Genomic DNA, 25,524 nt, shown 5'->3' with positions numbered 1-25,524 from the left:
GAGCGGCTATGGAAGATTGGCCGGCGCGGCCTGCGACACGTCCACCTTGCGGGGAATGAGCCGGAGCGCGTGGAAGGTATCGGCGATGTCCTGCTGATGGGCCAACACTTCGCGCGTGACCGGCTGCACGCCATACGCCAGGCGCCGCGCCGCGAGTTCCACTACCGCGCGTTCCAACCCCAGCACCGGCTGCAACAGGTCGACGGCTTCCTTGGGGTTCTCGCGCGCCCACAGGTCGCCTTTGCGGATTTCTTCCAGCACGGTCCGGATCACTTGCGGATGCTGGTCCGCGTAGGCACGCGAGGCGAGAAAGAACTGATAGTTATTGACCACGTCCTTGCCGTCGGCCAGCACCCGGGCGCCCAGCTGCAATTCGGCCGCTGCCTGGAACGGATCCCAGATGACCCAGGCGTCGATCGCGCCGCGCTCGAACGCCGCGCGCGCATCGGCCGGCGTCAGGTAGGCCACGCTCACGTCCCGGTAGGCGACGCCGGCCTGCTGCAGCAGTCTGACCAGCAGATAATGCACATTGGAGCCCTTGTTCAGCGCGACCTTCTTGCCCTTCAGGTCGGCCACCGCGCGGATCGGCGAGTCCCGCGGCACCAGGATCGCTTCGCTGTCAGGCGCCGGCGGTTCGTTGCCCACGTATACCAGCGGCGCGCCGGCGGCCTGGGCGAAGATGGGGGGCGATTCGCCCACGGTGCCGAAATCGATGGAACCGACATTCAGGCCTTCGAGCAGCTGCGGACCGGCCGGGAACTCGGTCCACTTGACCGCGATGCCCTGCGCGGCAAGCGCCTGGTCGAGGGTTCCGAGCGCTTTCAGGATGGTCAGCGTGCCGTATTTCTGGAAACCGATGCGCAGGGTCGCGGCGTCCTGGGCAAGCGCCGGCGCGATGGCCAGCCATGCCAGGCACAACGCGGCGGCGCGGCGCAGGAAACGAGCGGGTGTAGCGGCCATGGGACGAGGCTCCGGGTCAGATGCTGAATCGCGCTTTCAAGGCCAGGTACCCCAAGTCGTAGCCCTGCGCCGGCGGCGCGCTCGCCAGATGGCCGCACAGGTGGTCGACGGCGGTATCCAGCCGCAAGCGCACGTCGCCGTCGATGGCTACCTCCTCGCCTTGCACGGCTACCTGCCGGTCAGTGGCGTATATGCCAGCCAGGATGTGGCGCGCGCCGAGCGCGGACAGCACGGGCTTGAGGCCGTATTCCACCGCCAGCAGGTGCGCGCTGCTACCGCCAGTGGCGATTGGCAGCACGATCTTGTCGGCCAGCGCCTTTTCGTCGAGCAAGTCGAGAATGGCCTTCAGGCCGCCCGCGAACGAAGCCTTGTAGACCGGCGTCGCGATCAGCAGCGCCTGCGCCGCGGCGACGCGCCGGCGCAGCGAAGCGGCGGCCACTCCGTCGTGGCGCCCTTCGATCAAGTCTTCGGCCGGCAGGTCATGCAGGCCCAGTTCGCCGCTGGCCAGCCCGCGCGCGGCCAGGCGCCGCGCCGCATACCGCAGCAAGGCCGAAGAACGCGACTGCCGCGAAGGGCTGCCAGCCAGCATCAGGATCGTCATGGTCGAAATCGTCCGTGCAATGGAACGGACCGATTCTGTCATCGGCGCGCGACGCCTGAAAAATACTTAGTCGATATGTGGTTATGCGCCCCAAAAAAAAACCGGCACGGCGCCGCGCAATGCCCGAAGGCGTTGTACGGCGCCGTGCCGGCGTGCGGCACGACGATGGCGCGCGGGCTCAGCCTTCCTGGCGGCTCACCTGCGGCGCCGGGGCGGCGGCCTTCTTGCGCGCGGCGAACAGCCGGCCCAGGCCGACCACCAGCAGCGCGCCCACCACTTCCGCGGCGATCTTCATCGCGCCGGAGACTTCGCCGAAGCGCTCGACGATCACCACGTCGGTCACCAGCATGCCGCCCGCGATCCAGCCCAGCAGTGCCGCGCCGAACGTCACCACCAGCGGATAGCGGTCGATCAGCTTGAGCACCAGCGTGCTGCCCCAGATGATGATGGGCACGCTGACCACCAGGCCGAAGATCACCAGGCCGATCTGGTGCGACGGGTCGGCGGTCTGCGCCGCGCCGGCGATGGCGATGACGTTGTCCAGGCTCATGACGAAGTCGGCCACGATGATGGTCTTGACGGCCGCCCAGATCGACGATGCGCCCTGGATGTTGCCATGGGCATCCTCTTCCGGGATCAGCAGCTTGACGCCGACCCACAGCAGCAGCAGCGCGCCGATGATCTTCAGGTACGGAATGGCCAGCAAGGTCAGGGCGAAGGCGATCAGCACCACGCGCAGGCCGATGGCGCCGGCGGTGCCCCACAGAATGCCCTGCATGCGCTGCTTGGGCGGCAAGTTGCGGCAGGCCAGCGCGATGACCACGGCGTTGTCGCCGCCCAGCAGGATGTCGATGAGAATGATCTGGAAAACGGCGGCCCAGCTAAGGGTCTGCAAAAACTCGAGCATGCAATCTCCGTGGTGACAAGTAAGACGAAACCGCTGTTTTAGCATTTCTTACAGCAAGCTGAACAGCGCTGTAACTTCTTTCTTCCTCGCACCCTTGCCCCAACAGGCATGAAACCTGCGTCCCACGCGCTTTCATGGAGTCGTGGCGGGAATTTTTTCCCATTAAAAACAGGGAGTTGCAGATGAAAAATCGGGGACTGAAGAGGATCTGGGAAATCGCCCGGGTATGGGCGGTGGCGGCATTGCTGCTGGCCTTGCTGGCGTGGTTCATGCGCTGGGTGAACAGCTGAACCTGTCAGGCACGCGGCGTGCGTAGCGGGAAACGTCCGATTCTTGCAAAGCCGTCCATGTCCCGTTCACCCGATGCCGTCGCCCGCCCCGGTCTGGTCGTCGCCTATCCGCGCCGGCTAGGCGCATCCGCCCATGAAACCGCCAGCCACCAGGAGCTGGCCAGGCGGCTGGCGGGGCTGCTGGGCTGCGCTTGCGACGTCGACTACGAGCCGCCCGGCCGCCCGCCTGGCGGACAGCGCCTCTACTACGTGCCGGCCATGACGCTGGGCGCCGAAGCCGCAAGCCGCCTGGGAATCGGCAGCGAGGCCGACCTCTACGGCGGTGTGGTGCCCTACGATTTTGTGTCCACCAAGGCCATTACCCATCCCACGCCGCCCGATGCGCGCGCCGCGCCGCCGGCCGGCTGGTCGGCGCGGCTGCAGGCGCGCCTGCAAGGTGCGGTGCTGGCCGGGTACACCGTATTTTCCCTGGAGGATGCCCAATTGGCCGGCCATCTGCTGCTGCGCGCCGGTCCCGTTCGCATCAAGCCGGTCGAGGCCACGGCGGGCCGTGGCCAGCGCACCGTGCGGGATGCCGCGGAACTGCAGGAAGCGATCCGGGCCCAGAATGCCGACGACATCGCGCGCTGCGGGCTGGTCCTGGAGGAACATCTCGACGCGGTCACCACCTATAGTGTCGGCACGGTGCGGTTGCCGGGCATGGCGACAAGCTATGTGGGAACCCAGCGCCTGACCCGTGACAACGCTGGCAAGCCGGTCTACGGCGGTTCCGACATCCTGTTCGTGCGAGGCGGCCTGGAGAGCCTCGCGGCCCAGCGCTGGCCCGCAGCCTTGCAGCGCGCCATTGAACTGGCGCGCCGCTACGATGCCGCGGTCGCCAGCTGCTACGCGGGTTTTTTTGCCTCGCGCCGCAACTATGACGTGGCCGAAGGCCGCGGCCCGCGAGGTGACTGCCGCTGCGGCGTGCTGGAGCAGTCGTGGCGGGCCGGCGGCGCCAGCATGGCTGAAATCTGCGCGCTGGAAGCCCTGCGCGACAACCCGGCCCTGCCGCGGGTGCGCGCGCGCACCACCGAAAGCTACGGCGTCGGACAGGCCCATCCCGCGGGCGCCAGCATCGTGTTCGACGACGATGATCCGGCGGTCGGCCGCATCGCCAAATCGGCAGGAGTGGTGGGGCATGGCGACGCATAGCGAATCGATCGCCATCCCGGTCGAAGGCCAGCAATTGTCGGGCACGTTCCTGGCGCCCGAAGCGAAGATCCCCGGCGTGCTGTTCGTGCACGGCTGGGGCGGCAGCCAGGCCTTCGACCTGGTGCGCGCCCGCAGCATCGCGGGTCTGGGCTGCGTATGCCTGACCTTCGACCTGCGCGGCCATGCCGCCACCGAGGCACAACGCTCGCGCGTGTCGCGCGCCGACAACCTGCGCGACGTGGTGTCGGCATACGACTGCCTGCTGCGGCACCCCGCCATCGACGCCAGCGAGGTGGCGGTGGTCGGCAGCAGCTACGGTGGCTACCTGGCCGCCATCCTGTCGACCTTGCGGCCGGTGAAGTGGCTGGCGCTGCACGTGCCGGCCCTGTATCGCGACGAGGAATGGGACCGTCCCAAGGGCTCGTTGAGCCGCGAGAGCCTGCAGGCCTATCGCCTGACCCGGGTGGGCCCGGACGAAAACCGCGCCCTGGCGGCCTGCGAAGCTTTTACAGGCGACGTGCTGATTGTGGAGTCCGAGCATGATGCGTTCATTCCCCATTCCACCATCATGAACTACCGCTCTGCATTCCGGCAGGCGCATTCGATGACGCATCGCATCGTCGACGGCGCCGACCATGCCCTGACGGACAAGTCGGCGCAACGATCCTATACGTCCATCCTGCTGAACTGGGCCACGGAAATGATCGTCGGCGCCCGCACCGGCGGCGAACAGGCCGCGCGCTAACGGAGCATCCGCCATGAACGAAGTCGAACGCGTTGCCCGCTTCATGTCCGAACACTCGCTGGTGCTGGTGACCGCCGAATCCTGCACGGCCGGCCTGATTGCCGCGACGCTGGCCGATGTGCCGGGCGCCGGCGAACTGCTCGATTGCGCATTCGTCACCTACGCCCCGCAGGCCAAGATCCGTTGCCTGGGCATCGACGCCGGCCTCCTGCGGCGCTGCAACCTCACCAGCGAAGCGGTGGCGCGCGCGATGGCGCTGGGAGCCAGCCGCCTCAGCCCCGCGTCGGTCGCCATTGCCAATACAGGCGTCACCGACGATACGGCCGACGGCATCGCACCCGGAACCCAGTGCTACGCATGGCTGTTCCGCGCCGGCGGGGCCGATGCGCGCCCCACGGTTTATACCGAAACCCGCCGGTTTTCCGGCGGCCGCAATGCCATCCGCCAGGCCAGCGCGCGCTATGCGCTGTCCCGCCTGCCTCATTACTACCAGGCCTGGCAAGCCGGCGAGCCTCCTGCTCCTGCGCAGCCGGCCAAGGAGCCCACCACCATGAAATCGCAATCCCAGCCTTCTCCCGCCACCCGGGACGACACCCCGCGCGAAGCGCAGAAAAGCCACGGCGACGCCCAGAACCGATCGAAGAAGGACGGCCACGCCACCCAGGTCGGATCGGGCCAGGACCAGCAGAGCCAGCGCAATCGTGGCGCGGGCGCGCGCCGCTCATAGCATGGCCCGCGCCCTGCCCGGCTCAGCGGGCCGCCGCTGCCTGGAAGACGCGCAGCATTTCGCGGTTGAAGGCCGGGATGTCGTCCGGCTTGCGGCTGCTGACCAGCTTGCCGTCGACGACGACCTCCTGGTCGACCCACTGGGCGCCGGCGTTGCGCAGGTCGTCCTGCAGCGACGGCCAGCTCGTCAGGGTGCGGCCGCGCACCAGGTCGGCCGACACCAGCAGCCACGGCCCGTGGCAAATCACGGCGATCGGCTTGTCCTGCTCGTGCATGGCGCGCACGAATTCGCGCGCCTTGGGGTGCGTGCGGATTTCATCGGCGTTGACCACGCCGCCCGGCAACAGCACGGCATCGAAATCGCCGGGCTGGGCCTCCGCGAAGCTCAGGTCGACATCGAACCGGTCCGCCTTGCGGTCGTGGTGCATGCCCTGCACGGGCTCACGCCGGGCCGAGATCAACGCCGTGCGCGCGCCCTGGGCCTGCAGCGCGTCGCGCGGGCCGGTCAGCTCGATTTGCTCGAAACCGTCCACCGCCAGAATAGCCACGGTCAGATCTTTCAGGGAACCTTCCATAAAAACCTCCGTATCCACAGCTTCGCAACAACCTGAAGCGCAGCAACCTGCGTACCCGGCGCCTGGCGAAGCCGGCCTGGTCTGTGTCGACGACCGCATGCCGGGCTACAGCCGGCGGCGCAGCCGCGCGGGCGGGTTTCACTACTTCGACACGCGCGGACGGCGCATCGTCGACCGGGACGTGATCCGGCGTATCGACGCACTGGCCATTCCGCCTGCTTATACCGATGTCTGGATATGCCCCCGGGCAGACGGCCACCTGCAGGCCACCGGCCGCGACGCCCGGGGCCGCAAGCAATACCGCTACCATCCCGACTGGACCGCGCTGCGCGATTCCGGCAAGTACGACCAGTTGGCGGCATTCGCGGCCCGCCTGCCGCGCATCCGCAGGCAAGTCGCGCGCGACATGGCGCGCCACGCGCTATCCCAGGAAAAGGTGCTGGCGGTGCTGGTGCGCCTGCTCGAAATCACCCTGATACGCATCGGCACCCGCGAATACGCGCGCGCCAACGGCTCGTATGGGCTGACTACCCTGAAGCGCCGCCACACCGCGGTGGCCGGCGACAAACTGCGGCTGCGCTTCACCGGCAAGAGCGGCGTGGCGCACGACGTGACCGTGACGGACGCGCGCATCGCACGCACGGTCAAGCGCTGCCTGGACCTGCCCGGCCAGGAGCTGTTCCATTACCGCGACGCGGACGGCGAGCCGCGCGCCATCCGCTCGGAACTGGTCAATGCCTATCTGAAACAGGCAGGCGGCGGTGCCTTCACGGCCAAGCACTACCGCACATGGGCCGGCTCGGTCATGGCGTTCGCGCTGCTGCAGCGACAGCCGGCCGCCAGCGAAACCGAAGCCAGGCGCGTCATCGTCGAGGTCGTCAAGCAGGTCGCGCGGCGCCTGAGCAACACGCCGGCAGTATGCCGCCGCTGCTATATCCATCCGGCCATCCTGGCGGCCTACCAGGAAGCGCGCCTGCCGCCGCGCGGCGCGGCGCCCGCCGGCCCGCGCGGGCTCAACGCCGACGAGCGGCGCCTGTGGCATTTCCTACGCGCCGGCTGACGGGGTGCGGCGGCCGGGCTACAGCAAATGTGTGCGCGTATTCTTGGCGTGCGGGCGCGGCTTGGAGCCGTCGGCCCAGTTCGAGTCGTCGCGATTGTCGCGCACGGGACGGCTGTCCTTGGCGGCCTCGTCCGGCGTACTGGCGTCCGGCCTGGGCGGCTGGCGCGGCACATCCACAGGATCGCGCGGCGGCAGGATCTTGCCGCCTTCCGGTGCGTCGGCGCGATGGGCCGCTTGTCGCGCCGGGGCGGGTCTGGCGGGTTTGCGTGTCGTCATGGGATTCTCCTGACCATATATGCATGGTAGTACGCCGGCACGCCGCGAAATGCGACCTTGTCGCGCATTTTGCAAGCAGAGATGCCATCGCGGCGAGGCGGGTCCGGAAATTGCTGGCGAGCCGGCAGATCACGCGCCGCGCGGCTCCCGGCCGGCGGCCCGCAAGGAGCGAATATGCCGCGTACAGTCTGGAAAGGCGCCATCACCTTCGGCCTGGTACATGTTCCCGTGGTGGTATACGCCGCCGCGCGCTCGGGACGCTTGGACTTCGACTGGATCGACCGGCGCGACAATGCGCCGGTAGGCTACCAGCGCATCAACAAGCGCACCGGCAAGGCCATCGATGCGGAATACATCGTCAAGGGCTACGAATACGAAAAAGGCGAATATGTCTTCATGAACGACGAGGACTTCCGCCAGGCCAACACGGCCGCGACGCAGACGGTCGATGTGCTGGACTTCGTCGAGGCGGCCGAGGTGCCGCTGTACTACTTCGACACGCCCTACTACCTGGCGCCGGACCGGCGCGGCGAGAAAGGCTATGTCTTGCTGCGCGAAGTGCTGCGCAAAAGCGGCCGGCTGGGGCTGGCCCAGGTAGTGCTGCACACGCGGCAGTACCTGGCGGCCTTGCTGCCGCTGGGGGATGCGCTGATGCTGATCACCATGCGCTATGCGGACGAGATCGTCGCGGCCGACGACCTGAACCTGCCGCACGGCAAGGAGCACGCGCCCGGCGCCCGCGAAATGGAGATGGCGCTGCGCCTGGTGGACGACATGACGCAAAGCTGGGATCCCGAGCGCTACCGTGACGAATACCGCGACGACTTGCTCGCCGCCATCGACCGCAAGATCGAATCGGGCAAGACCCACGCACTGGCCGAACCGGGCGAGGAAGCGCCGCGCGGCTCGGCCAAGGTCATCGACCTGATGTCGATGCTCAAGCAGAGCATCGAGCGCCGCGGCGGCGACGGCAAGGCCGCGCCGGCCAAGAAGACGGCCAAGAAGGCAGCCAAGCGCGCGCCGCGCAAGACCGCACGCAAGACGCCGGCCCGCAAGACGGCCGCGCGCAAGAGCAGCGCGGCCAGCAGCCGCCGCAAGGCGGCCTGACGGGGCATGGCCGTGGACCGGTCGCTGACCCGCTACCGCGACAAGCGCGATTTCAGCTCGACCGGCGAGCCGGCCGGCGCGGCGCGCGCGCGCCGGCCGCGCGACCAGCCGCTTGCCTACGTCGTGCAGCGTCACCAGGCGCGCCGCCTGCACTATGACTTCCGCCTGGAACTGGATGGTGTGCTGGTCAGCTGGGCCGTGCCCAAAGGGCCATCGCGCGATCCCGAAGTCAAGCGCCTGGCGGTGCATGTGGAGGACCACCCGCTCGAGTACGGCGGCTTCGAAGGCGACATCCCCAAGGGCCAGTACGGCGCCGGCCATGTCGATATCTGGGACAGCGGCACCTGGAAGCCCTCTGGCGATCCGGCGCGAGGCCTCGCGCGCGGTCATTTGCGCTTTGAACTGGAAGGTGGGCGGCTGCAGGGCGGCTGGGTGCTGCTGCGGATCAGCAAAGAGGAAGACCAGTGGCTGCTGCGCAAGCTCGACGACGCGCATACTGTACCGGGCGACGATGCCGAGGCGGGCGCGCCGGCCGCCGCCGGCCGCCCGCGCAAGCGCGCCGCGCCGCGCAAGGCGGCCACGGCGCGCAAAAGCGGCGCCAGCGCCAAGGCGGCGCGCCAGTCCGGCGCCAAGACGCGGCCTCCCGGCCGCGCCGCCGCCATGCCGCGCGATCTCGCGCCGCAATTGGCCACCCTGGTCGACCGCCCGCCCAGCGGCTCCGGCTGGTCATATGAAATCAAGTACGACGGCTACCGCATCATGTGCGCGCTGCAAGGGCGCACGGCGCGCCTGGCCAGCCGCAACGCCAACGATTGGACCACCCGGATGAAACCGTTGGCCGAGGCGCTGGGGCGCCTGGAACTCGGCGCAGGCTGGCTGGATGGCGAAGTCGTCTGCCTGGACGAGCGCGGTATCTCCGATTTCCAGGCATTGCAGAACGCGCTGGACGGCGATGGACAAGGCCTGCGTTTCGTGGCTTTCGACCTGCCCTACTGGAACGGCCGCGACCTGCGCCGCCTGCCCCTGGCCGAGCGCCAGGCCATGCTGGAGGCATTGCTGGCCGAGCTGCCCGAAGATGCGCCGCTGCTGCTGACGCAGCGCCTCGAAGTCGCCGACGACACCGAAGGGGCGGCGGCCTGGACCGAGGCCTGCCGCCTCAGCCTGGAGGGCCTGATCTGCAAGCGCCTGGACTCCGCGTATGTCGCCGGGCGGTCGAGCACCTGGCTCAAGCTCAAATGCCAGCCCCGCCAGGAATTCGTGATCGGCGGCTATACCGCGCCGGCGGGCTCGCGCTCGCACCTGGGTTCGCTGCTGCTGGGGCTGCGCCAGGGCAAGCGCCTGGACTATGCCGGACGGGTCGGCACCGGGTTCGACTCGCGCACGCTCGACATGCTGGCCCGCCGCCTGCGTCCCCTGCGCCGCGCCACCAGTCCGTTTGCGCAAGCGCCCCGCTCCGGACAGCGTTTCCACGGCGCGGCGCAGCGCGACATCACGTGGGTGCAACCGGAACTGTTGGCGGAAATACGCTATGCCGGCTGGACGCGCGATAAACTGCTGCGCCAGGCCGTGTTCCTGGGCCTGCGCGAAGACAAGCCGGCCAGCCAGGCGGGGGCCGAGATCGCCCGGCCGGTCGATCAGGTGGCGCCGCGCGCCGCCCAAGGAGAGTCCGTGGCCAAGACCCGCAGCCGCCATGCCGGCGTGACCATCACCCATCCGGACCGCGTGGTCCTGCACGAGCCGGACACCACCAAGGGCGACCTGGCGCGCTACTACGAGGCCATCGGCGCGCACATGATGCCGCACCTGGAAGGCCGGCGCGTGGCGCTGCTGCGTTGTCCGGAAGGCGCCGACGCCACCTGCTTCTTCCAGAAGCACTTGAGTTCGGCGCTGCCCGACGGCGTGGCGGCGGACGATACCGGCCTGATCATCGAGTCGGTCGCCGGGCTGCTCGCCCTGGTGCAGTACGGCGCCATCGAATTCCACACCTGGGGCGCGCGCGCCCCGCACCATGACAAGGCGGACCGCATCACCCTGGACTTGGATCCCGGCCCGGGCGTATCGTGGCGCGCTGTAGTCGAAGGCGCCCGGCGCGCCAAGGCCCTGCTCGAGGATGTCGGGCTGGTGCCGTTCCTGAAGACCACCGGCGGCAAGGGGCTGCACGTGGTCGCCCCGCTGCGGCCGACCCAGCCCTGGGACACGGTGAAGGCGTTCGCGCAGGCCCTGGCCGTGCAACTGGCGCGCGAATCACCGGCCGACTTCACCGCCAACATGTCGAAGGCGCGGCGCCGCGGCAAGATCTTCGTGGACTATCTGCGCAACGGCAATGGCGCGACCGCCGTGGCCGCCTTCGCCGTGCGCGCGCGGGCCGGCGCCCCGGTCTCCATGCCGATTTCCTGGGACGCCCTGGACCAGCGCAACGACTTGCGCGGCGCGGTCTTCAACATCCGCAACGCGCTAGAGACGCTGCAATCCGGGCCCGATCCGTGGCGCGATTATGCGTCGCGCCGGCGCACGCTGGGCCCGCGCATGGTGGCCCGGCTGGGGCGCTGACCGGCGCGCTCAGGCCTGCCGCGCCCGCGCGGGGGCGGATTGGCCCGGCTCGCGCTGCGGCGGCGTGAGGGGATCGAAGTCCTCCCATTTGCCGTTCATCCAGCGGCCGTTGGCGCGCTCGACATCCACCCCGCCCGCCTCGCGCAACAGGGCCACCGCGCGGCCTTCCTGGTCGGGCGCGATGTGGACGGCCAGCAGCACGCCCGCCTGGCGCACCTCGGGATGGACATCCCGGGCCCACGTGCCGCGCCGCAGGCGCCGCCCCTGCCCGGTGACCCACAGCGCGCCGGCCAGCGCGCCGATGTACGCGCCCACCCCGCCGGCCGCCGTGACCGCGATGGCCGACGGATCGATCTGCCAGGCGACGACGGCGCATACCAGCGCGAACGCGATCCCCAGCGCCGCGGCGCCCACCACCGCCCCGACCGAGGCGCCGCGCGAATCGGGATCGGCCTTGCGGTCGCCTCCGACCGGATAGCGGGCATGCTCGCCGGCGATGTTCACATAGAAGGTATGTATATCCTCGTCGCGGAAGCCCGCGCCGAACAGGCTGCGCGCGGCCGCTTCGGCCTGGTCGAAGGTCTGGAAGCGGGCTGCAACAATCAATGACATATAGCCTCCTGAGACATCAATGCTGAACGCAGGCGAGCAATTCGCGTACCCGGGCCGACACCACGCGGCGGCGCGCCAGCACGGCGGCCAGCCCCCGGCTCACGTCGCGCGCCAGGCGCAGGCGCGCGCGCGCGGTGGGCTGCAGGCGGAACTCGCGCAGCGTGGCGCGCCATGCCATCCCGGCGGGCAGGCGCATCCAGGCCGTCCACACGGCATTGCGGGCCAGCAAGCGACACCGCAACGGCGCGTCGCGGGCCGTGGACGGCCAGTGACGGGTACATACGGCCGGCGCGTAGACGATGCGCCAGCCATGCTCGAGGATGTCCAATGCCAGCAGGTGCTCCTCGCCGCCGATGTGCAGCGGCGGCCAGTAGCCGCCGGCGCGGCGGAAGGCCTCGGTGCGCATGACGCAGGCGCCCGCCATGAACCCCAGCAGGCCCGGCCCGACGCCGGGCTGTTCCGGCAAGGGGCTTTCCTCCATGACGCCGCAGGCCGGGTCGGGACGCCCTTGTTCGCCCACCAGAATGCGGGCGGCCAGCACGCCCATCTCCGGCGTGGCGTCCATGATCCGCACCGCGGTCTCCAGCGCGCCGGGCTCCCAGCAGGCATCGTCGTCGCAGAACGCCACATATTCGGTGCCGACCGCGCGCACGCCCAGGTTGCGGCCGGCGGCGCCCAGGTTGGCCGGCGCGCGCACCAGTTCCATGCCGGGGAATTGCCGCATCACCGCGTCCGCCGTGCCGTCCGTGCTGCCGTTGTCGACCACGATGACGGGGTGCCGGCCCGGCAGGCGGGCCAGCCGTTGCAGCGTGCGCATCAACTCCTCGCGCCGGTTGTGCGTAAGCACCACGATGGACACGCGAGCCGGGCCGGTCACTCTCGTTCCCCTTCCGCCAGCTGCAGCCGCCAGTACCTCTCCGGCGCGGCATCGTCGCCCTTGCCCGGCACCAGGCCAAGCGCCCCGAGCTGGCTGGCGTACGCCGCCACTGCCCGGGTCTTGCGCTCGGTGTCGGCGGGCCCGGGGCCGCCCAGTGGCGTGGCAAGCACGCCGCGCCGCCGCAGTTCTGCCAGTCGCGCTTGCACCAGGCCGGGCTTGCAGCGGTATAGCGCCTCTTCGTACGCGAGCCAGGCGGTATCCATGACGTCGCGGAACAAATGCCAGACCGTGAGCGCAGCATCCGAGGCGCGCAAGTGGTCGCGATGGAACAATCCCAGCGGCAGCAGCACCACGTCGGGCGCCAGGGTGTTCAGCGCGGCGGCCAGGGCGCCCGTGAGCCGCCCGGTTTCGGCGCGCGGCCCGCCGTACTGGTCGTCCAGCAGGTCCAGGCCGAGGCCGCGCGCGCCCAGCACCGCCAAGGCGGCGCGGTTCTCTTCGTGGCGCGCCAGCACCGCCTGGTCGGCGCGCTCGAAGCCGCAGCGCCGGTCCCACTCCGGCACCGGCGTGGCGCTGCCCGGCACCCTCGAGTAAACCGTGAGCACCGTACTGCCTGGCCGTGCCGCCAGCAAGTTGCCGCAGCTGAACACGGCATCGTCGAAATGCGGCGAGATCGCGACGACGCTACCGGACAAGTCCATGCTGCGGCCTCACTGGGCGCTCAAGGCGGGCAGGCGCCTGGGCGGCAGGTCCACCATGCCCCGGAAATACTCGACCGTGCGCGCCAGTCCCGCCGCCAGCGGCGTGACGGGCTGCCACCCCAGGCGGGCGCGCGCCAGCGCGATATCGGGGCAGCGCTGCGTGGGATCGTCCTGCGGCAGCGCGCGGTATTGCAGGGGCGCGTCCGAGCCGGTCAGCTCGCACACCAGTTCGGCCATGCGCCGCACCGTGATCTCGGCCGGGTTGCCCAGGTTCACAGGCTGGCTCAGTTCCGGCGGGCTTTCCATCAGGCGCACCAGCCCGTCGATCAGGTCCTCCACATAGCAGAACGAACGCGTCTGGCTGCCGTCGCCGTAGATGGTCAGGGGCCGGCCCGCCAGCGCCTGCACGATGAAATTGGACACCACGCGGCCGTCGTCCGCCGCCATGCACGGCCCGTAGGTATTGAAGATGCGCGCGATCTTCACGGCCACGCCGCGACGGTGGCCGTATTCCATGAACAGCGTCTCGGCGCAGCGCTTGCCCTCGTCATAGCAGGAGCGCGGGCCGACCGGATTGACATGGCCCCAGTAGCCCTCGCGCTGCGGGTGTTCCAGCGGATCGCCATAGACCTCGCTGGTCGAGGCCTGCAGGATGCGCGCGCCGGTGCGGTCCGCCAGCTCCAGCAGTTGGATCGCTCCCTGCACGCAGGTGCGCAGCGTGGCCACCGGATCGGCCTGGTAATGCACCGGCGAGGCCGGGCAGGCCAGGTTGTAGATGCGGTCGACCTGGACATCGTCCGGCAGCGGCTGGGCGATATCATGGCGCAGCACGGTCAGGCGCGGGTGCGCCGCCAGCGCGGCCAGGTTCTCCCGCCGGCCGGTATGGAAATTGTCCGCGCAGATCACCTCGTTGCCCTGCAGCAGCAGGCGGCGGCACAAGTGGGCCCCCAGGAAACCGGCGCCGCCGGCCACGAGTATCCGCTGCGACGCGGCGTGATTGTCTTTCATGTTGCCTCCATCAACGTGGCGAACACCTGGTTCCAGTCATCGATGAACCGGTCGAGCGAAAACCGCGCCAGCGCCGTGCGCCGGCCCGCGTCACCCCATTCACGCGCCAGCGCGGGCTCATGCAGCAGCTGGCGCATGACTTCATGCAGGCGGCCCGGCCGCGTGTCGACATACCCGTCGCGGCCGCTGGTGATGACGCACGGCAGTTCGGTCGCGGCGAAACCCACCACCGGCACGCCGCACATCATCGCTTCGACCAGCGACAGGCCCAGGCTGGCATAGCGCACCGGGCTGAAAAAGAAGCGGTAGCGCGCCATGAAAGCCGCTACTTCCATGTTGGAAATCTCGCCCAGGCCGCCGGTCTCGGCCGACTCCATGCCGATCAGGTCCAGCGGCAGCTTGGCCGCGGCCTCGGTGTACAGGTCGGCGCCGACCCTGCGGCCACGGCGCATCAAGTGGTTGACGACCACGATGCCGCGCGCCAGCTCGCCGCGGTACAGGTGGCCGGGGTCGGCAACGCCGTGCTCGACGACCCGCTTCGGCATGTCCGCCGCATCCCACATGACGGCGTTGTAGGGCGTCACGTGCACCAGCAGCCCATGCTCATGGCGGAAGGGATGCACGGTCTCGGCGGCCAGCGGCGCGGGCGGATTGTGCTCGATGTAGGCGCATGGCAGGCGTCGTTGCGCCGGCGAGAGCAGCGCGGGTGCGTCGGCCAGGTTGTGGGTCGACTGGTAGACCACCGCATCCAGCGGCAGGTCGCGCACTTGCGCGGCGGGCACCGCATGCACATTGTCGCCCCAGGGAATCTTTCTGCCCAGCGGCCCATAGCCAGGGCCGCCGCCCTCGCGCTGCGGCACGTAGAAATCGTGCGGCGCCTGCGTCAGGGAATGGAGATAATTGCCGTGCACGTGCCAGACCAGCACGCGCAGGCGCCGCGCGGCGGACGTTTCAGGACGGGACATGTTGCGCCTCTTCGAGTTGTCGCCGGACCCGCGCCAGCACCGCGGCGACCGTCACGCCCAGCGCGCAGGGATGACCGATCGGGCAGACCGGATGGCTGCAGGGCCGGCAGGGCATGTTCATGGCAAGCACCGTATGGCGGCGGCTGTCCAGCGGCGCCCAGCGCCGCACATCGCTGCCCGAGGCGATCACCACGCTGCAGGTGCGCACGGCTGCCGCCACATGGGACATCCCGGTATCGTTGCAGACCACCAGGCGGCAGCGTCGCACCAGCGCCGCCAGTTCGCCCAGCGAGGTGCGGCCGCACAGGTTGGCGGCTCGCCCGCCGCAATCGCGCCACACCTCCGAAACCAGCGCCGCTTCTTCATCGGTCCCGGTCAGCGCCACCTGCCATCCTTGCGCTGCCAGGGCGCCTGCCACCTCGGCAAAGCGGCCGGCCGGCCAGCGGCGCGACGGCAGTCGCGCGCCGGGATGCACCAGCACGGTACGGGCCGGGTCCAGGCTCGCCTGCCGCAGCAGCGCCTCGGCGCCCTGCTCCTCCTGCTCTGTCAAGGGCAGCTCGAGAGAAGAGTCGAATGCCGGGATCCCCAGGTAGCGCAGCAATGCCAGGTAACGCAGTGGTTCGGGCAGCCGGTCGGGCCAGGGCATGCGGCAGCCCGCCACCGCCTCGGCCTCGGTGGGCACGAAGCCCGCCCATTGGCGGGCGCCCAGGCAGCGCACGATATCGTTGGAATGCTGCCCGCTGCCATGGCACTGCAGCGCCACGTCGAAGCGGCGCCGGCGCGCCTGTTCATAAAAGGCGGGCAGCGCCTGCTCGCGCGCGACTTGCTCCGGGAATGCCGTCGTGCCGGGAAACTCGAGCAGCTCGTCGACATAATGATGGAATCGCTCGACGAACCCGCGCGCGCCGGGCAGGCCGATCAAGGTGATCCAGGCCGCGGGGAAAGCCTGCCGCAGGGCCCGCAGGGCCGGCACGGCGCACAGCATGTCGCCGAGCTGCAAGGCCCGGAACACCGCGATGCGGGCCGGCCGCCCGCCGATATCAGGAGACGCGCTCATGGGAACCTCGCGCCGTAACGCGCCGCGCCCACCAGGCGCCAGCCGATCGACAGCAGCGGAATCACGGCCGAAGTCAGCGCCAGCTCGGCCACATGCCGCGGGGCGCGCGAGACACCCGCCAGGCGCCGCGCGAAAAAGTATGCCGTCAAGGCCAGCCAGATGCCGCCCAGCACGGCCGCGGCGATCCAGTACCCCGCCGCGGCCGCCGCCAGCGCCGCCGCCAACGCCAGCGCCACGGCCAGGTAGAACCAGGGCGGGCCCTGCCGCACCCGGGCCCGATAGAGCCGCGGGTATTTGCGATACAGCAGCACGTCGAACATGACCTTCTTCTGCATTGCCAGGCCGGCCGCGAACGGGGCCGGCCGCAGCGGATGCAATACCCGCGCCGCGGGCGCGCGCACCACTGTCATGCCACGTTCCAACAAGGCGAAGAACAGGTCCGAGTCTTCGCGCCATGCCATCGTGTAGCGCTGGTCGAAGCCGCCCACCTCTTCCAGCGCGCCGCGCCGCACAAAGCAATTGGCGGTGATGAACTCGCTGCGCGTCAGGCCGGCGGCGTCCCGCTCGTAATCCGTCGGCACCTCCGGGATCGGCATGTCGGTGCGGCCAGCCGCCGCCTGTATGCCGGGCCGCAGGGCCAGCACGCCCTGGCCGAGCCAGTCGGGATCGGCGATGGTGTCGTCGTCGGTGAAAGCGATGATCCGGCCGCGCGCATGGCGCCACCCGAGATTGCGGGCCGCCGCCGGGCCGCGGGTGCCGGTGGCGGCCAGATAGCGCACGGCGGGCGCGCCGCCGGCGGCGGCCAGTTCCCGGACCTGGCGGCGCGTGTGGGAGCTGTCCGCATCGTCGCACACGATGATCTCGTAGGCATCGGCCGGAAAGTCCTGGGCCAGCAAGGCCCGCAGGCAACGCTCCAGCAAATGCGGGCGCCGGTATGTGGGCACCACCACCGACACGAGGACCGGATCCGGCTGCGCGCTCATCGGGGTTTCTCCACCAGGTACGAACCGATGACCAGCGCGTCCAGCGGCGAAGTCCAGAAGCACTCCACCGCGTCGCGCGGCGAGCACACCACGGGTTCGCCGCGCGTGTTGAACGAGGTATTGACCAGCACCGGCACGCCGGTGCGCCGTTCGAACGCCGCCAGCAAGTCGTGATAGCGCGCGTTCTGGTCGCGGCGCACGGTCTGCACGCGCGCCGTGCCGTCGATGTGGCGCACGGCCGGAATCTGCGCCGCCCGATGCGGCAGCACGTCATACACGAACAGCATGAACGGGGCGCACAGCGGCTGTTCGCCGCGCGCGTCGAACCATTCATGGGCGCGGTCTTCCAGCACGACTGGCGCCACCGGCCGGAAATCCTCGCGGTCCTTCAGGCCGTTCAGGCGGGCCTGCATGCCGCTGTCCAGCGGCGAGGCAAGGATGGAGCGCGCGCCGAGCGCACGCGGCCCGAACTCCATGCGGCCCTGGAACCAGCCGAGGATTTTCTCCTGGGCCAGCAACTCGGCCGCCTCTTCGGCCACGTCGTCGAGCTTGCGGAACGCCAGCCTGGAACGGTACAGGAAGCGTTCGATCTCCTCGTCGTCGTAGGCGGGCCCCAGATAGGCGTGCTCCATGGCCCAGCGCCGCGGCCCGCCGCGCCGCTGATGATCCACGTACAGGGCGGCTCCCAGCGACGTTCCGGAATCGCCCGCAGCGGGCTGTACCCAGACGCTGTCGAACGGACCATCCCGGCTCAGGCGCGCGTTCATGACGCAATTGAGGGCCACCCCGCCCGCCATGCAGAGATTCGCCGCGCCGGTCTCGCGCTGCAGCCATCCGGCCATGTGCAAGGCGGTCTCCTCCAGCACGTGCTGCAGGGAACTTGCCAGGTTCTTGTGGCGCGTCTCGAATGGCGCGCCGCGCTTGCGCGCGGGCCCGAAGCGCTGTTCCAGCCGCGCCGGCTCCAGACGGTAGCCGCCCTGCTCTTCCAGTCGCACGATCTCGCGGAACTGGCGCAGGTATTCGGGCTGCCCGAACGAGGCCAGCGCCATCACCTTGTATTCGTCCGAAGAATGCAGGAAGCCCAGGTAGCGGGTCACCTCCTCGTACAGCAGCCCCAGCGAATGCGGCAGTTCGATCTGCTTCAACCGTGTATAGCGGCCATCGCGGAACAGGCCGAAACTGGTACTGGTGCGCTCGCCCCGGCCGTCCAGCGTCAGCACTGCCGACTCTTCGCACGGCGCGGCCAGGAAGGCGCTGGCCTCGTGGCTCAGGTGATGATCGAGGAATGTCCAGCGCGACAGGATATGCTCCAGCGTCAGGCCCTCGAAGCGGGCCTGCAGGTGATGGGGCGCGCCGTCCAGCAACTGGCGCGGCGCATTGAGCACATACGAGGTGAACAACGGGTCCCAGGGCGAGCCCTCGTGCGGCCGCGCCGCTGCGCGTGAAGGTTCGAGCGGCAGGACGATGTGGCCGTCGGCCTGGGGCGGATCGGCCAGCAGCGCCGGGTCGAAGGCATATACCAGCTGGTCGACATCTCTCAAGGCAATGCCCGCTTCGGCCAGGCAGTAGTCGATGGCGTGATACGGCAATTGCCATGTCGAGAACGGCACTGGCCGCTTGCCATGCTTGATGCGGGTGAACCGCTCTTCTTCCGCCGCCGCCAGGACCACGCCATCGCGCACCAGGGTGGCCGAACAGTCGTGGAAGGCGGCATTGATTCCCAAGGAGTACATAGTCGTTTCCTCATGTTCCGGTTTGCGCTCAGGTCGCCAGGCCGGCAACCGCCGCCGGCGTCCGGCACGCCAGCAATTCACGCGCGGCGGCCGCCACCCGCGCCGGTTCGACCTTGGCCAGGCAGGCATGGTGTCCCTGCGGGCAGATGCTGCGGTAGCAGTACTTGCACGGCACGTCGTGGTACAGCACGCGGTTCGGTGTCTGCCACGGCGTGTGCTGCGGATTGGTCAGCGCATACAGGTCCACCACCGGCACTCCCAGCGCCGCGGCGATATGCGCAGGCCCGCTGTTATTGCAGATCAGCACCGCGGCGCCTTCGATGGCCGCCGCCAGCTGGCCCAGCGACAGCTCCCCGCAGAGGTCGATGACGCCCGGGACGCTGCGCCGCCACGCCGCCAGCGCCCCGCCCAGGCCGCGCTCGGCCGCCGTGCCCAGCAGCAGGATCCGGCGCCCCTCGCCGCGCAGGGCCGCCACGGCCTCGGCGAACTGGCCCGCGGGATAACGGCGCGAAGCGGCACTGGCGCCGCTGTGCACGGCGATCCACCCGTCCGGCTCGGTGACGCCGCGCTCATGCAGGCGCTGGCGCAACGCGGCGCGGTCCGCCTCTCTTACCCGCCAGGACAGTGCCGTGTCGGCCGCGCGTGCGCCGACCGAGGCCACCAGGTCGAGTTGCCGTTGCACTTCGTGCCGCACGCCGGATTCAGGCTCGCGTTCGCGCACCCAGTCGGTCAGCAGTCGATAGGGATTCTCGCGGCAGTGCGCCAGGGTGCGCGGAATGCCAGCCAGGTGGCACAGCATCGCGGCCGGCAGCGGGCTCTGGCTGTACACCGTGAAGATGACCGCGGCGTCCGCCCGCAACTGGCGCAGGCGCGCGGGCAGCTCCAGGTCTTGCGCGTTGCCCTGCGCATCGTTCTTGACCCAGGCGGCGTCGTAGCCCAGCACCTCGTCCACCTCCGGCAGGAATGGCGCCGCCTGCCGGCCGGCCGAGCTGGCCAGCAATGTCAGCCGCGGCCGACCCGGCAGCGCCTTGAGGGCGCGCATGGCGGGCGTGGTCATCAATACATCGCCCAGGTTGTCCAGGCGCACGCAGACGATATGGCGGGCACGCGTCCAGGCCGTGGCGGCATCGTCTTTCATGCGGCCTCCCGCTGCGCATGGCGCATGGCGGCGACCACATGCCGCGCCGCCTGCCCCAGCCCCCTGGCGCGGGCGGCAGGCGTGCGCCACGGCCCGCGCCGCCACTGCGTCTCGCTGCCGACGTCCAGCAGCACGGTGCGGCAGCCGGCGCGGTTGCCGGCCTCGACGTCATCGAGGATATCGCCGATGAACCAGGATGCCGCCAGGTCGATGCCCTGTTCGCGCGCCGCGCGCAGCAACAGGCCTGGCCGCGGCTTGCGGCACGCGCAGGCGCGCGCGTAGCCAGGCACGCAGCCGTCGGGATGGTGCGGACACCAGTAGAACCCGGCCAGGCGGGCTCCGGCCGCCCGAAACATGGCGGCCAGACGCTGTTCCACGCCGGCCAGCGCCGCGCCATCGAAGTAACCCAGCGCCACGCCGGGCTGGTTGCTGACCACGATCAGCGGCAGTCCCGTGGCGCCCAGGCGCAGCAGGCCGTCGAATGCCGTCGGGGCATAGTTCATGCGCGCCGGATCGACGTTGTACGGCTCGTCGGACAGGATCGTGCCGTCCTTGTCGAGGAACACCGCGGGCGTCAGGGCCATGAGGTTTCCTTCATGGGCAGGACCATGACCTCGGGCACCACGGTCTCGGCCGGCTGGGTCAGGACAAAGCGCACGGCGCGCGCCACGTTCTCGGGGTCTTGCAGGCAGCTCGTGTCGATATCCGGGAAGCGGTCCAGCAGGAACGGCGTGCGCATGCCGCCGGCGATCACCGCGCTCACCTTCAGGCCCATGCCGCGCAGCTCCGCGTGCAGCGCGTGCGACAAGCCCATCAAGCCCCATTTGGACGCGTGGTAGGCGCTGGCATTGGGCCAGGCGCGCCGCGCGGCGGTCGAGGCAATGTTGACGATGTGTCCGCCCGGCGCCAGGCGGCTCTTGGCTAGCTTGGCGACCAGGAAGGGACCGGTCAGGTTGGTGCGCAGCACGCGCTCCCAGGCGGCCACGTCCAGTTCATCGATCGGCGCGGTCACATCTATGCCCGCATTGTTGACTACCGCGTCGAGCTTGCCGTAATGGTGCGCGGTTGCGTCGAGCGCCGCCGCCACCTGAGCCTGGTCGCCCACGTCCATGACGACCGCGCGGGCAGCCGCGCCGTCGTCGGCCAGCCGACGCGCCACCTGGTGCGCGCGCGACTCGTCCAGGTCCGCCACCATGACGCTGGCGCCCTCGGCCGCCAGCATGCCGCAGATGGCGGCGCCCAGGCCGCTGCCTCCGCCAGTGACCAGGACTGCCCGCCCGGCCAGCGTTTCGTTTTCCATCATTGTCGTAGCTCCGTAGTGCCGAGGAACGGCGGACGCCGCGCGCCCGCCGGGATCAAAAGTGGCGCAGCGCCGCGCCGCGGGCCGGCGGCCCTACCAGTACGGAGGCTGGTCGTAGTACTCGTACAGTTCCTGGGCCCACTGGCGGTCGCCCATGCTGGGCCAGTGGTCCTTGTCGAAGCCCGTGGCGTTCTTCAGGCGGTCCTTGCCGACATCCAGCACGAAGCATTTCCGGTCCGTGTCCAGCACCAGCGCGCTCCAGGGAATGGCATACAGCTTGTCGCCCATGCCGAGCACGCCGCCATGCGACAGCACGGCATACGCGACGCGGCCGTGCGGAACGTCCAGCATGATGTCCTGGATAGTGCCGAGCTTCTCGTTGGCCGGGTTGTACACGTCATTGCCGGTCAAGGTGTCGGCCGCCATGATTTCCGGGCCCGGGCCGTCCGCCGTGGCCTTGCCCTTGCCGACAATGCGGGTCTGCTGGTCCGCGCCGGACTGGCCGATGGTTTCATTGCTCATGGTGATCTCCGTCGATATCGGTTGGTGTGCCGGGCCTACTCCATGCGAGTCATGCCCGGATGATTGCCGCTTGCCACGCGGATACGGTTCTGGATGTCGGTCACGCCCAGGCAGTCGTCCGCGCAGTCCTCGATCGCGTGCTTGGTGCGGCGGTCGGGCACGGTGCCCTCGAGCGCGACCACGCCGTCGCTGACGTCCACCGACACATCGCTGACGTCCAGGCCGCTGTGGCTGAGCCGCTCGCACAAGTCTTCGCGCACGCGCTCGTCGCTGCGCACATAGCCTTTCGGGGTGATGCGCTGCGACTTGCTGCGCGGCTGGCCTTGCCAGCCATACGGGTCGCCGCGGCGCTCGCCATAATCCCAGTCGTGGGACTGGCCCTCGAATTCGCCGTACGACGGCTCATCGGCGTAGTCGAGCTGCTGGCGCTGCCAGCGCGGGTCCTCGCCGCGGAACCCGCCATAGCTGCTCTGCCCGGGATCGGCGCTGCGGCTGCGCAGCCCCTCGAACGGTCCGGTGGCGCGGGTGCCGGGATACTGCCCGCCCTGCTCGTACTGCGGCCCCCGGCGGTTGGGACGCCCGGTGCCGGCCTGCTCCTGCGGCCGCTCGCCATAGCGCCTGCCATAGGGCGGCTCTTCGGCTCCCCAGCGGCCGCTCTGCCGCGTGTAGTGCTCGCGCCGGTATCGATACGCGTCATCGCGCTCTTCCCCCCAGTCGCGCTGCCGGCGGTCGAAGTCGTCGGCGTAATACCGCTCCGGGGACTGATTTGGGTTACGCATGGCTCGTCTCCTGCATGCCTCTCCGGCGCCGGAGAATCCGGCCGGCCGGTCCCGGAGCTACGCAAGCGCTGTGCCACGGGCAGGCGGACCTGGGCCGCCGGCGCGGCGGAGCACTTCTTACACCCGACAGTAAGAAAGCCGGCGCGCCGCAGCGCTGCTAAGGGGAAGCACGCCGCCGCTGCGCCGGCCGCAGCAGGCTTGCCACGGTGGCCAGCAATTCGCGCGGATCCACCGGCTTGGCAATATGGATCTGGAAACCCGCCAGCAGCGCCCGCAAGCGGTCCTCCGCGCCGGTATGGCCGGACAGGGCGATGGCCGGCATGCGGTCCCCCAGCGGGGCGTCCCGCTCGGCTTCCAGGGCGCGGACGCGGCGTATGACTTCGTAGCCTTCCATGTCGCCCAGCGCGATGTCGCAGACCAGCAGGTCCGGCCAGGCATCGGGCGCGCGCTCCCGCAAGGCGGCCAGCGCCTCGCCGCCGCTGGCGCACGTCCGCACCGCGGCGCCGCAGTCGGCCAGCACTTCCGCGACCAGGCCGCGCGCATCCTCCTGGTCATCCACCACCATGATCGAACTGCCGGCCAGGTCAATCGCGGCGGGCTGGGCCGATGCCGGCAGTTCATCGATGGCGCGCAGCGGGAACTCCAGGGTATAGGCCATTGCCCCGGCCGCCGCCGGCACCGCGCGCAGCGTGCCGCCCAGCCGCTCGGCTTCGGCCTGCGCGCGCGCCGGGTCCAGCGCCGCCATGCTGCGCAGCACGTCCGGCTCGCCGTCGGCCGGCGCCTGCGCGACCGCCTCGTCATGGGGCGGCCGGCCGTCGGCAATGGTGAGCCGCGTCGACGGGCCGGCGCGGTCCAGCCGCAATTCCACCCGGCCGCCGGGCGGCGTCACCGCGACGGCGTGCGCGTACAGGTCCCAGATCAGTTGCTGCAGCGCGCTCGGGTCGCCGGTGATGCGGGCCGCCTCGCCGCCGATCAGCGTGTACAGGTTCACCCCCTTGGCCTCGAGCAGGGGCCGTGCCGCGTCGAGCACCGCCGCCACCAGGGTCACCAGGTTGACCGGCTGGCGGCTGATGCGCGTGGCGGCGGCCTCTAGAGCGTTCTGCTGGCGCTGCAGGTCCCACATCTGCGCGTACATGCCCTTGCGCGCCAGCAGCTCGGCGTGGGTGCCCTGCTCCACCACCCGGCCATGATCCATGACCAGGATGCGATCGGCATCGACGATGGTCGACAGCCGGTGGGCGATCACCAGGGCGGTCCGGCCGCGCGAGATACGCATCAACTCCGCCTGGATCGCGCGCTCGGTGCGGGTATCCAGCGCCGAGGTCGCCTCGTCGAACACCATGATCGGCGGGTTCTTCAACAGGGCGCGCGCGATCGCGATGCGCTGGCGTTCGCCACCGGAAAGCTTGATGCCGCGCTCGCCGACCTGTGTGTCGTAGCCGGCCGGCAGGCTGGCTATGAATTCGTCCACGCGCGCCCCGCGCGCGGCCTCGATCACCGCCTCGCGGCTGGCGCCAGGATCGCTGTAGGCGATGTTGTAGGCGATGGTCTCGTTGAACAGCAGCGTGTCCTGCGGCACGATGCCCAGTGCGCGCCGCAGGCTCTTCTGGTCCACCGAGCGCAGGTCCTGGTCGTCGATCAACACCCGCCCGGCGTCGGGGTCGTAGAAGCGGAACAGCAGGCGCCCCAGCGTCGATTTGCCGGAACCGCTGCCGCCGACCACGGCCACCGTGGCCCCCGCCGGCACGCTGAAGTCCACATCCCACAGGATCTGCCGGCCCGGTTCGTAGCCGAAGCTCACTGTTTCGAACCGTATCGCGCCATCGCGCACCCGCAGCGGCGGCAGGCCGCTGTCGTCGCCGACCTCCGGCTGGATCTGCAGCAAGGCGCAGACGCGCTCGGCATTGATCATGGCCTCCTTGGCCTGGCGGAAGATCAGCCCCAGCGTATTGAGCGGCAGGCAGATCTGGATGATGTACGCGTTGACCAGCACCAGGTCGCCGACGCTCATGCGATAGTCCACGACCTGCTGGCCCGCCAGGACCATGACGGCCGCTACCCCGAATGCGATGATGCCGCTTTGCGCGACGTGCAGGGTCGACAGCGTGCGCTGGTTGACGATGCCCTTGCCCACCCACTCGCGCAGCACGCTTTGCAGGCGCTCGGATTCGAGCGATTCGTTGGCGTACAGCTTGACCGCCTCGTAGTTGATCAGGCTGTCGACCATGCGGCCGCTGGCCTTGGAGTCCAGGTCGTTGATGCCGCGCTGCAGGGGCGCGCGCCTCTCGGTCAACACGGTCGTCACCACCGCATAGACGGCGAAGGTCACCGCCACGATGATGGCAAACCAGATACTGTAACCGGCGATCAGGATGACCAGCACCGACACGATCTCGACCAGCGTGGGCAACAGCGTGAACAGCGCCGTTCCCAGCAGGAAGCCGACGCCGGCCGTGCCGCGCTCGACATCGCGGGCCAGCACCCCGGTCTGGCGCGCGCCGTGAAAGCGCGCGCCGAGCCGCTGCAGGTGCTCGAACATGCGCACCTTGAAATCGGCCACCGCGCGCTGCGCGACGCGCACGAACACCACATCGCGCAGCTCGGTGAACAGGCTGCCGGCAAAGCGCAGCAGTGCATAGCCCAGCAACAGGAAAACCGGCAGGGTCAGCAGCGTGGCCGGCTCGCTCAGCGCATCGACGATGCGCTTGAGGACGGCCGGCACGGCCACCATCAGCAGCTTGGCGACCACCAGCAGCCCGATCGCGGCGGCGGTCCGGCCACGATACTGCCACAGAGCGGTCAGGATACTGCGGGTCACCTCGCGGCGGGCTTGCGCCGCGCTGCTGTCGGCCGGCATGAGCGGG

General features: G+C 69.8%; 25 protein-coding genes. 6 read left to right on the top strand and 19 right to left on the bottom strand.

Annotated features, from left to right (window positions below; all coding sequences use genetic code 11):
* Window positions 1-6: 6 nt before the first annotated feature.
* The 3 genes from ACKTT0_RS20495 to ACKTT0_RS20485 form a co-directional block, all read right to left on the bottom strand.
* Window positions 7-960, bottom strand: a complete 954-nt coding sequence (locus ACKTT0_RS20495) for a sulfonate ABC transporter substrate-binding protein (protein WP_407851611.1) — start codon at window positions 958-960, stop codon at window positions 7-9.
* A gap of 16 nt (window positions 961-976) precedes the next feature.
* Complete coding sequence (gene ssuE / locus ACKTT0_RS20490) at window positions 977-1,561, bottom strand: NADPH-dependent FMN reductase (protein ID WP_407851610.1); 585 nt, start codon at window positions 1,559-1,561, stop codon at window positions 977-979.
* A gap of 178 nt (window positions 1,562-1,739) precedes the next feature.
* Window positions 1,740-2,468, bottom strand: coding sequence for a TerC family protein (locus ACKTT0_RS20485; protein ID WP_407851609.1), 729 nt, complete (start codon window positions 2,466-2,468; stop codon window positions 1,740-1,742).
* Window positions 2,469-2,815: 347 nt separating this feature from the next.
* Between ACKTT0_RS20485 and ACKTT0_RS20480 the strand changes: the two genes are divergently transcribed.
* The 3 genes from ACKTT0_RS20480 to ACKTT0_RS20470 are packed head-to-tail and all read left to right on the top strand — an operon-like array spanning window position 2,816 to window position 5,421.
* Window positions 2,816-3,949 carry a DUF3182 family protein gene (locus ACKTT0_RS20480; protein ID WP_407851608.1) on the top strand — a complete coding sequence of 378 codons (1,134 nt, stop codon included), beginning with the start codon at window positions 2,816-2,818 and terminating at the stop codon, window positions 3,947-3,949.
* Complete coding sequence (locus tag ACKTT0_RS20475; protein ID WP_407851607.1) at window positions 3,936-4,694, top strand: alpha/beta hydrolase family protein; 759 nt, start codon at window positions 3,936-3,938, stop codon at window positions 4,692-4,694. Before ACKTT0_RS20480 ends, ACKTT0_RS20475 begins: the two co-directional genes overlap by 14 nt.
* Before the next feature lie 13 nt (window positions 4,695-4,707).
* A complete protein-coding gene (locus tag ACKTT0_RS20470; RefSeq protein WP_407851606.1) occupies window positions 4,708-5,421 on the top strand; it encodes a CinA family protein in 714 nt (237 codons plus the stop codon).
* 22 nt (window positions 5,422-5,443) lie between these two features.
* Here ACKTT0_RS20470 and ACKTT0_RS20465 read toward each other — a convergent pair whose 3' ends face one another.
* Window positions 5,444-5,995 carry a type 1 glutamine amidotransferase domain-containing protein gene (locus ACKTT0_RS20465; RefSeq protein WP_407851605.1) on the bottom strand — a complete coding sequence of 184 codons (552 nt, stop codon included), beginning with the start codon at window positions 5,993-5,995 and terminating at the stop codon, window positions 5,444-5,446.
* 97 nt (window positions 5,996-6,092) lie between these two features.
* Between ACKTT0_RS20465 and ACKTT0_RS20460 the strand changes: the two genes are divergently transcribed.
* Window positions 6,093-7,055 (top strand): DNA topoisomerase IB, encoded by a 963-nt coding sequence (locus ACKTT0_RS20460; protein ID WP_407851604.1) that lies wholly within the window; start codon window positions 6,093-6,095, stop codon window positions 7,053-7,055.
* Between the two features lie 18 nt (window positions 7,056-7,073).
* Here the strand turns inward: ACKTT0_RS20460 and ACKTT0_RS20455 are convergent, their stop codons facing one another.
* Entirely contained in the window at window positions 7,074-7,331 is a 258-nt protein-coding gene (locus ACKTT0_RS20455; RefSeq protein ID WP_094806746.1) for a hypothetical protein, read from the bottom strand.
* A 174-nt stretch (window positions 7,332-7,505) separates the two neighbouring features.
* On the opposite strand from ACKTT0_RS20455, the gene ku reads away from it, so the two are divergent.
* Together ku and ligD are read left to right on the top strand one after the other, a co-directional pair.
* Window positions 7,506-8,438, top strand: coding sequence for a non-homologous end joining protein Ku (gene ku, locus ACKTT0_RS20450; protein ID WP_094806745.1), 933 nt, complete (start codon window positions 7,506-7,508; stop codon window positions 8,436-8,438).
* Window positions 8,439-8,444: 6 nt separating this feature from the next.
* Window positions 8,445-10,988: a DNA ligase D gene (ligD, locus tag ACKTT0_RS20445; protein ID WP_407851603.1), complete on the top strand. Its 2,544-nt coding sequence runs from the start codon at window positions 8,445-8,447 to the stop codon at window positions 10,986-10,988.
* A 9-nt stretch (window positions 10,989-10,997) separates the two neighbouring features.
* Here the strand turns inward: ligD and ACKTT0_RS20440 are convergent, their stop codons facing one another.
* The 14 genes from ACKTT0_RS20440 to ACKTT0_RS20375 all read right to left on the bottom strand — a co-directional run bounded on the left by ACKTT0_RS20440 (window position 10,998) and on the right by ACKTT0_RS20375 (window position 25,517).
* Window positions 10,998-11,600: a hypothetical protein gene (locus ACKTT0_RS20440; protein WP_407851602.1), complete on the bottom strand. Its 603-nt coding sequence runs from the start codon at window positions 11,598-11,600 to the stop codon at window positions 10,998-11,000.
* A 16-nt stretch (window positions 11,601-11,616) separates the two neighbouring features.
* The gene (locus ACKTT0_RS20435) at window positions 11,617-12,477 is read right to left on the bottom strand and encodes a glycosyltransferase family 2 protein (protein WP_407851601.1); all 861 of its coding nucleotides are present in this window, start codon (window positions 12,475-12,477) and stop codon (window positions 11,617-11,619) included.
* Window positions 12,474-13,175 (bottom strand): PIG-L deacetylase family protein, encoded by a 702-nt coding sequence (locus ACKTT0_RS20430; protein WP_407851600.1) that lies wholly within the window; start codon window positions 13,173-13,175, stop codon window positions 12,474-12,476. Before ACKTT0_RS20430 ends, ACKTT0_RS20435 begins: the two co-directional genes overlap by 4 nt.
* Before the next feature lie 9 nt (window positions 13,176-13,184).
* Window positions 13,185-14,183 (bottom strand): UDP-glucuronic acid decarboxylase family protein, encoded by a 999-nt coding sequence (locus tag ACKTT0_RS20425; protein WP_407851599.1) that lies wholly within the window; start codon window positions 14,181-14,183, stop codon window positions 13,185-13,187.
* The gene (locus tag ACKTT0_RS20420; protein WP_407851598.1) at window positions 14,180-15,148 is read right to left on the bottom strand and encodes a glycosyltransferase; all 969 of its coding nucleotides are present in this window, start codon (window positions 15,146-15,148) and stop codon (window positions 14,180-14,182) included. The genes ACKTT0_RS20425 and ACKTT0_RS20420 overlap by 4 nt, the downstream gene beginning before the upstream one ends.
* Window positions 15,135-16,205 carry a glycosyltransferase family 9 protein gene (locus ACKTT0_RS20415; protein WP_407851597.1) on the bottom strand — a complete coding sequence of 357 codons (1,071 nt, stop codon included), beginning with the start codon at window positions 16,203-16,205 and terminating at the stop codon, window positions 15,135-15,137. The genes ACKTT0_RS20420 and ACKTT0_RS20415 overlap by 14 nt, the downstream gene beginning before the upstream one ends.
* Complete coding sequence (locus tag ACKTT0_RS20410; protein WP_407851596.1) at window positions 16,202-17,188, bottom strand: glycosyltransferase family 2 protein; 987 nt, start codon at window positions 17,186-17,188, stop codon at window positions 16,202-16,204. Before ACKTT0_RS20410 ends, ACKTT0_RS20415 begins: the two co-directional genes overlap by 4 nt.
* Window positions 17,185-18,921, bottom strand: a complete 1,737-nt coding sequence (locus tag ACKTT0_RS20405; protein WP_407851595.1) for a carbamoyltransferase family protein — start codon at window positions 18,919-18,921, stop codon at window positions 17,185-17,187. The genes ACKTT0_RS20410 and ACKTT0_RS20405 overlap by 4 nt, the downstream gene beginning before the upstream one ends.
* Window positions 18,922-18,949: 28 nt before the next feature.
* Window positions 18,950-20,059: a glycosyltransferase family 9 protein gene (locus tag ACKTT0_RS20400; RefSeq protein WP_407851594.1), complete on the bottom strand. Its 1,110-nt coding sequence runs from the start codon at window positions 20,057-20,059 to the stop codon at window positions 18,950-18,952.
* Window positions 20,056-20,643: a D-glycero-alpha-D-manno-heptose-1,7-bisphosphate 7-phosphatase gene (locus tag ACKTT0_RS20395; protein WP_407851593.1), complete on the bottom strand. Its 588-nt coding sequence runs from the start codon at window positions 20,641-20,643 to the stop codon at window positions 20,056-20,058. Before ACKTT0_RS20395 ends, ACKTT0_RS20400 begins: the two co-directional genes overlap by 4 nt.
* Entirely contained in the window at window positions 20,634-21,362 is a 729-nt protein-coding gene (locus tag ACKTT0_RS20390; RefSeq protein ID WP_407851592.1) for an SDR family oxidoreductase, read from the bottom strand. The genes ACKTT0_RS20395 and ACKTT0_RS20390 overlap by 10 nt, the downstream gene beginning before the upstream one ends.
* Before the next feature lie 90 nt (window positions 21,363-21,452).
* Complete coding sequence (locus ACKTT0_RS20385; protein ID WP_407851591.1) at window positions 21,453-21,881, bottom strand: PRC-barrel domain-containing protein; 429 nt, start codon at window positions 21,879-21,881, stop codon at window positions 21,453-21,455.
* A gap of 35 nt (window positions 21,882-21,916) precedes the next feature.
* Window positions 21,917-22,660, bottom strand: coding sequence for a BON domain-containing protein (locus ACKTT0_RS20380; RefSeq protein ID WP_407851590.1), 744 nt, complete (start codon window positions 22,658-22,660; stop codon window positions 21,917-21,919).
* Between the two features lie 157 nt (window positions 22,661-22,817).
* The gene (locus ACKTT0_RS20375; RefSeq protein WP_407851589.1) at window positions 22,818-25,517 is read right to left on the bottom strand and encodes an ABC transporter transmembrane domain-containing protein; all 2,700 of its coding nucleotides are present in this window, start codon (window positions 25,515-25,517) and stop codon (window positions 22,818-22,820) included.
* Window positions 25,518-25,524 lie beyond the last annotated feature (7 nt).

Source organism: Bordetella saccharivorans (assembly GCF_045862855.1).
Taxonomy (GTDB): Bacteria; Pseudomonadota; Gammaproteobacteria; order Burkholderiales; family Burkholderiaceae_B; genus Bordetella_A; species Bordetella_A petrii_F.
This window is presented reverse-complemented; position numbering and strand designations above follow the sequence as displayed.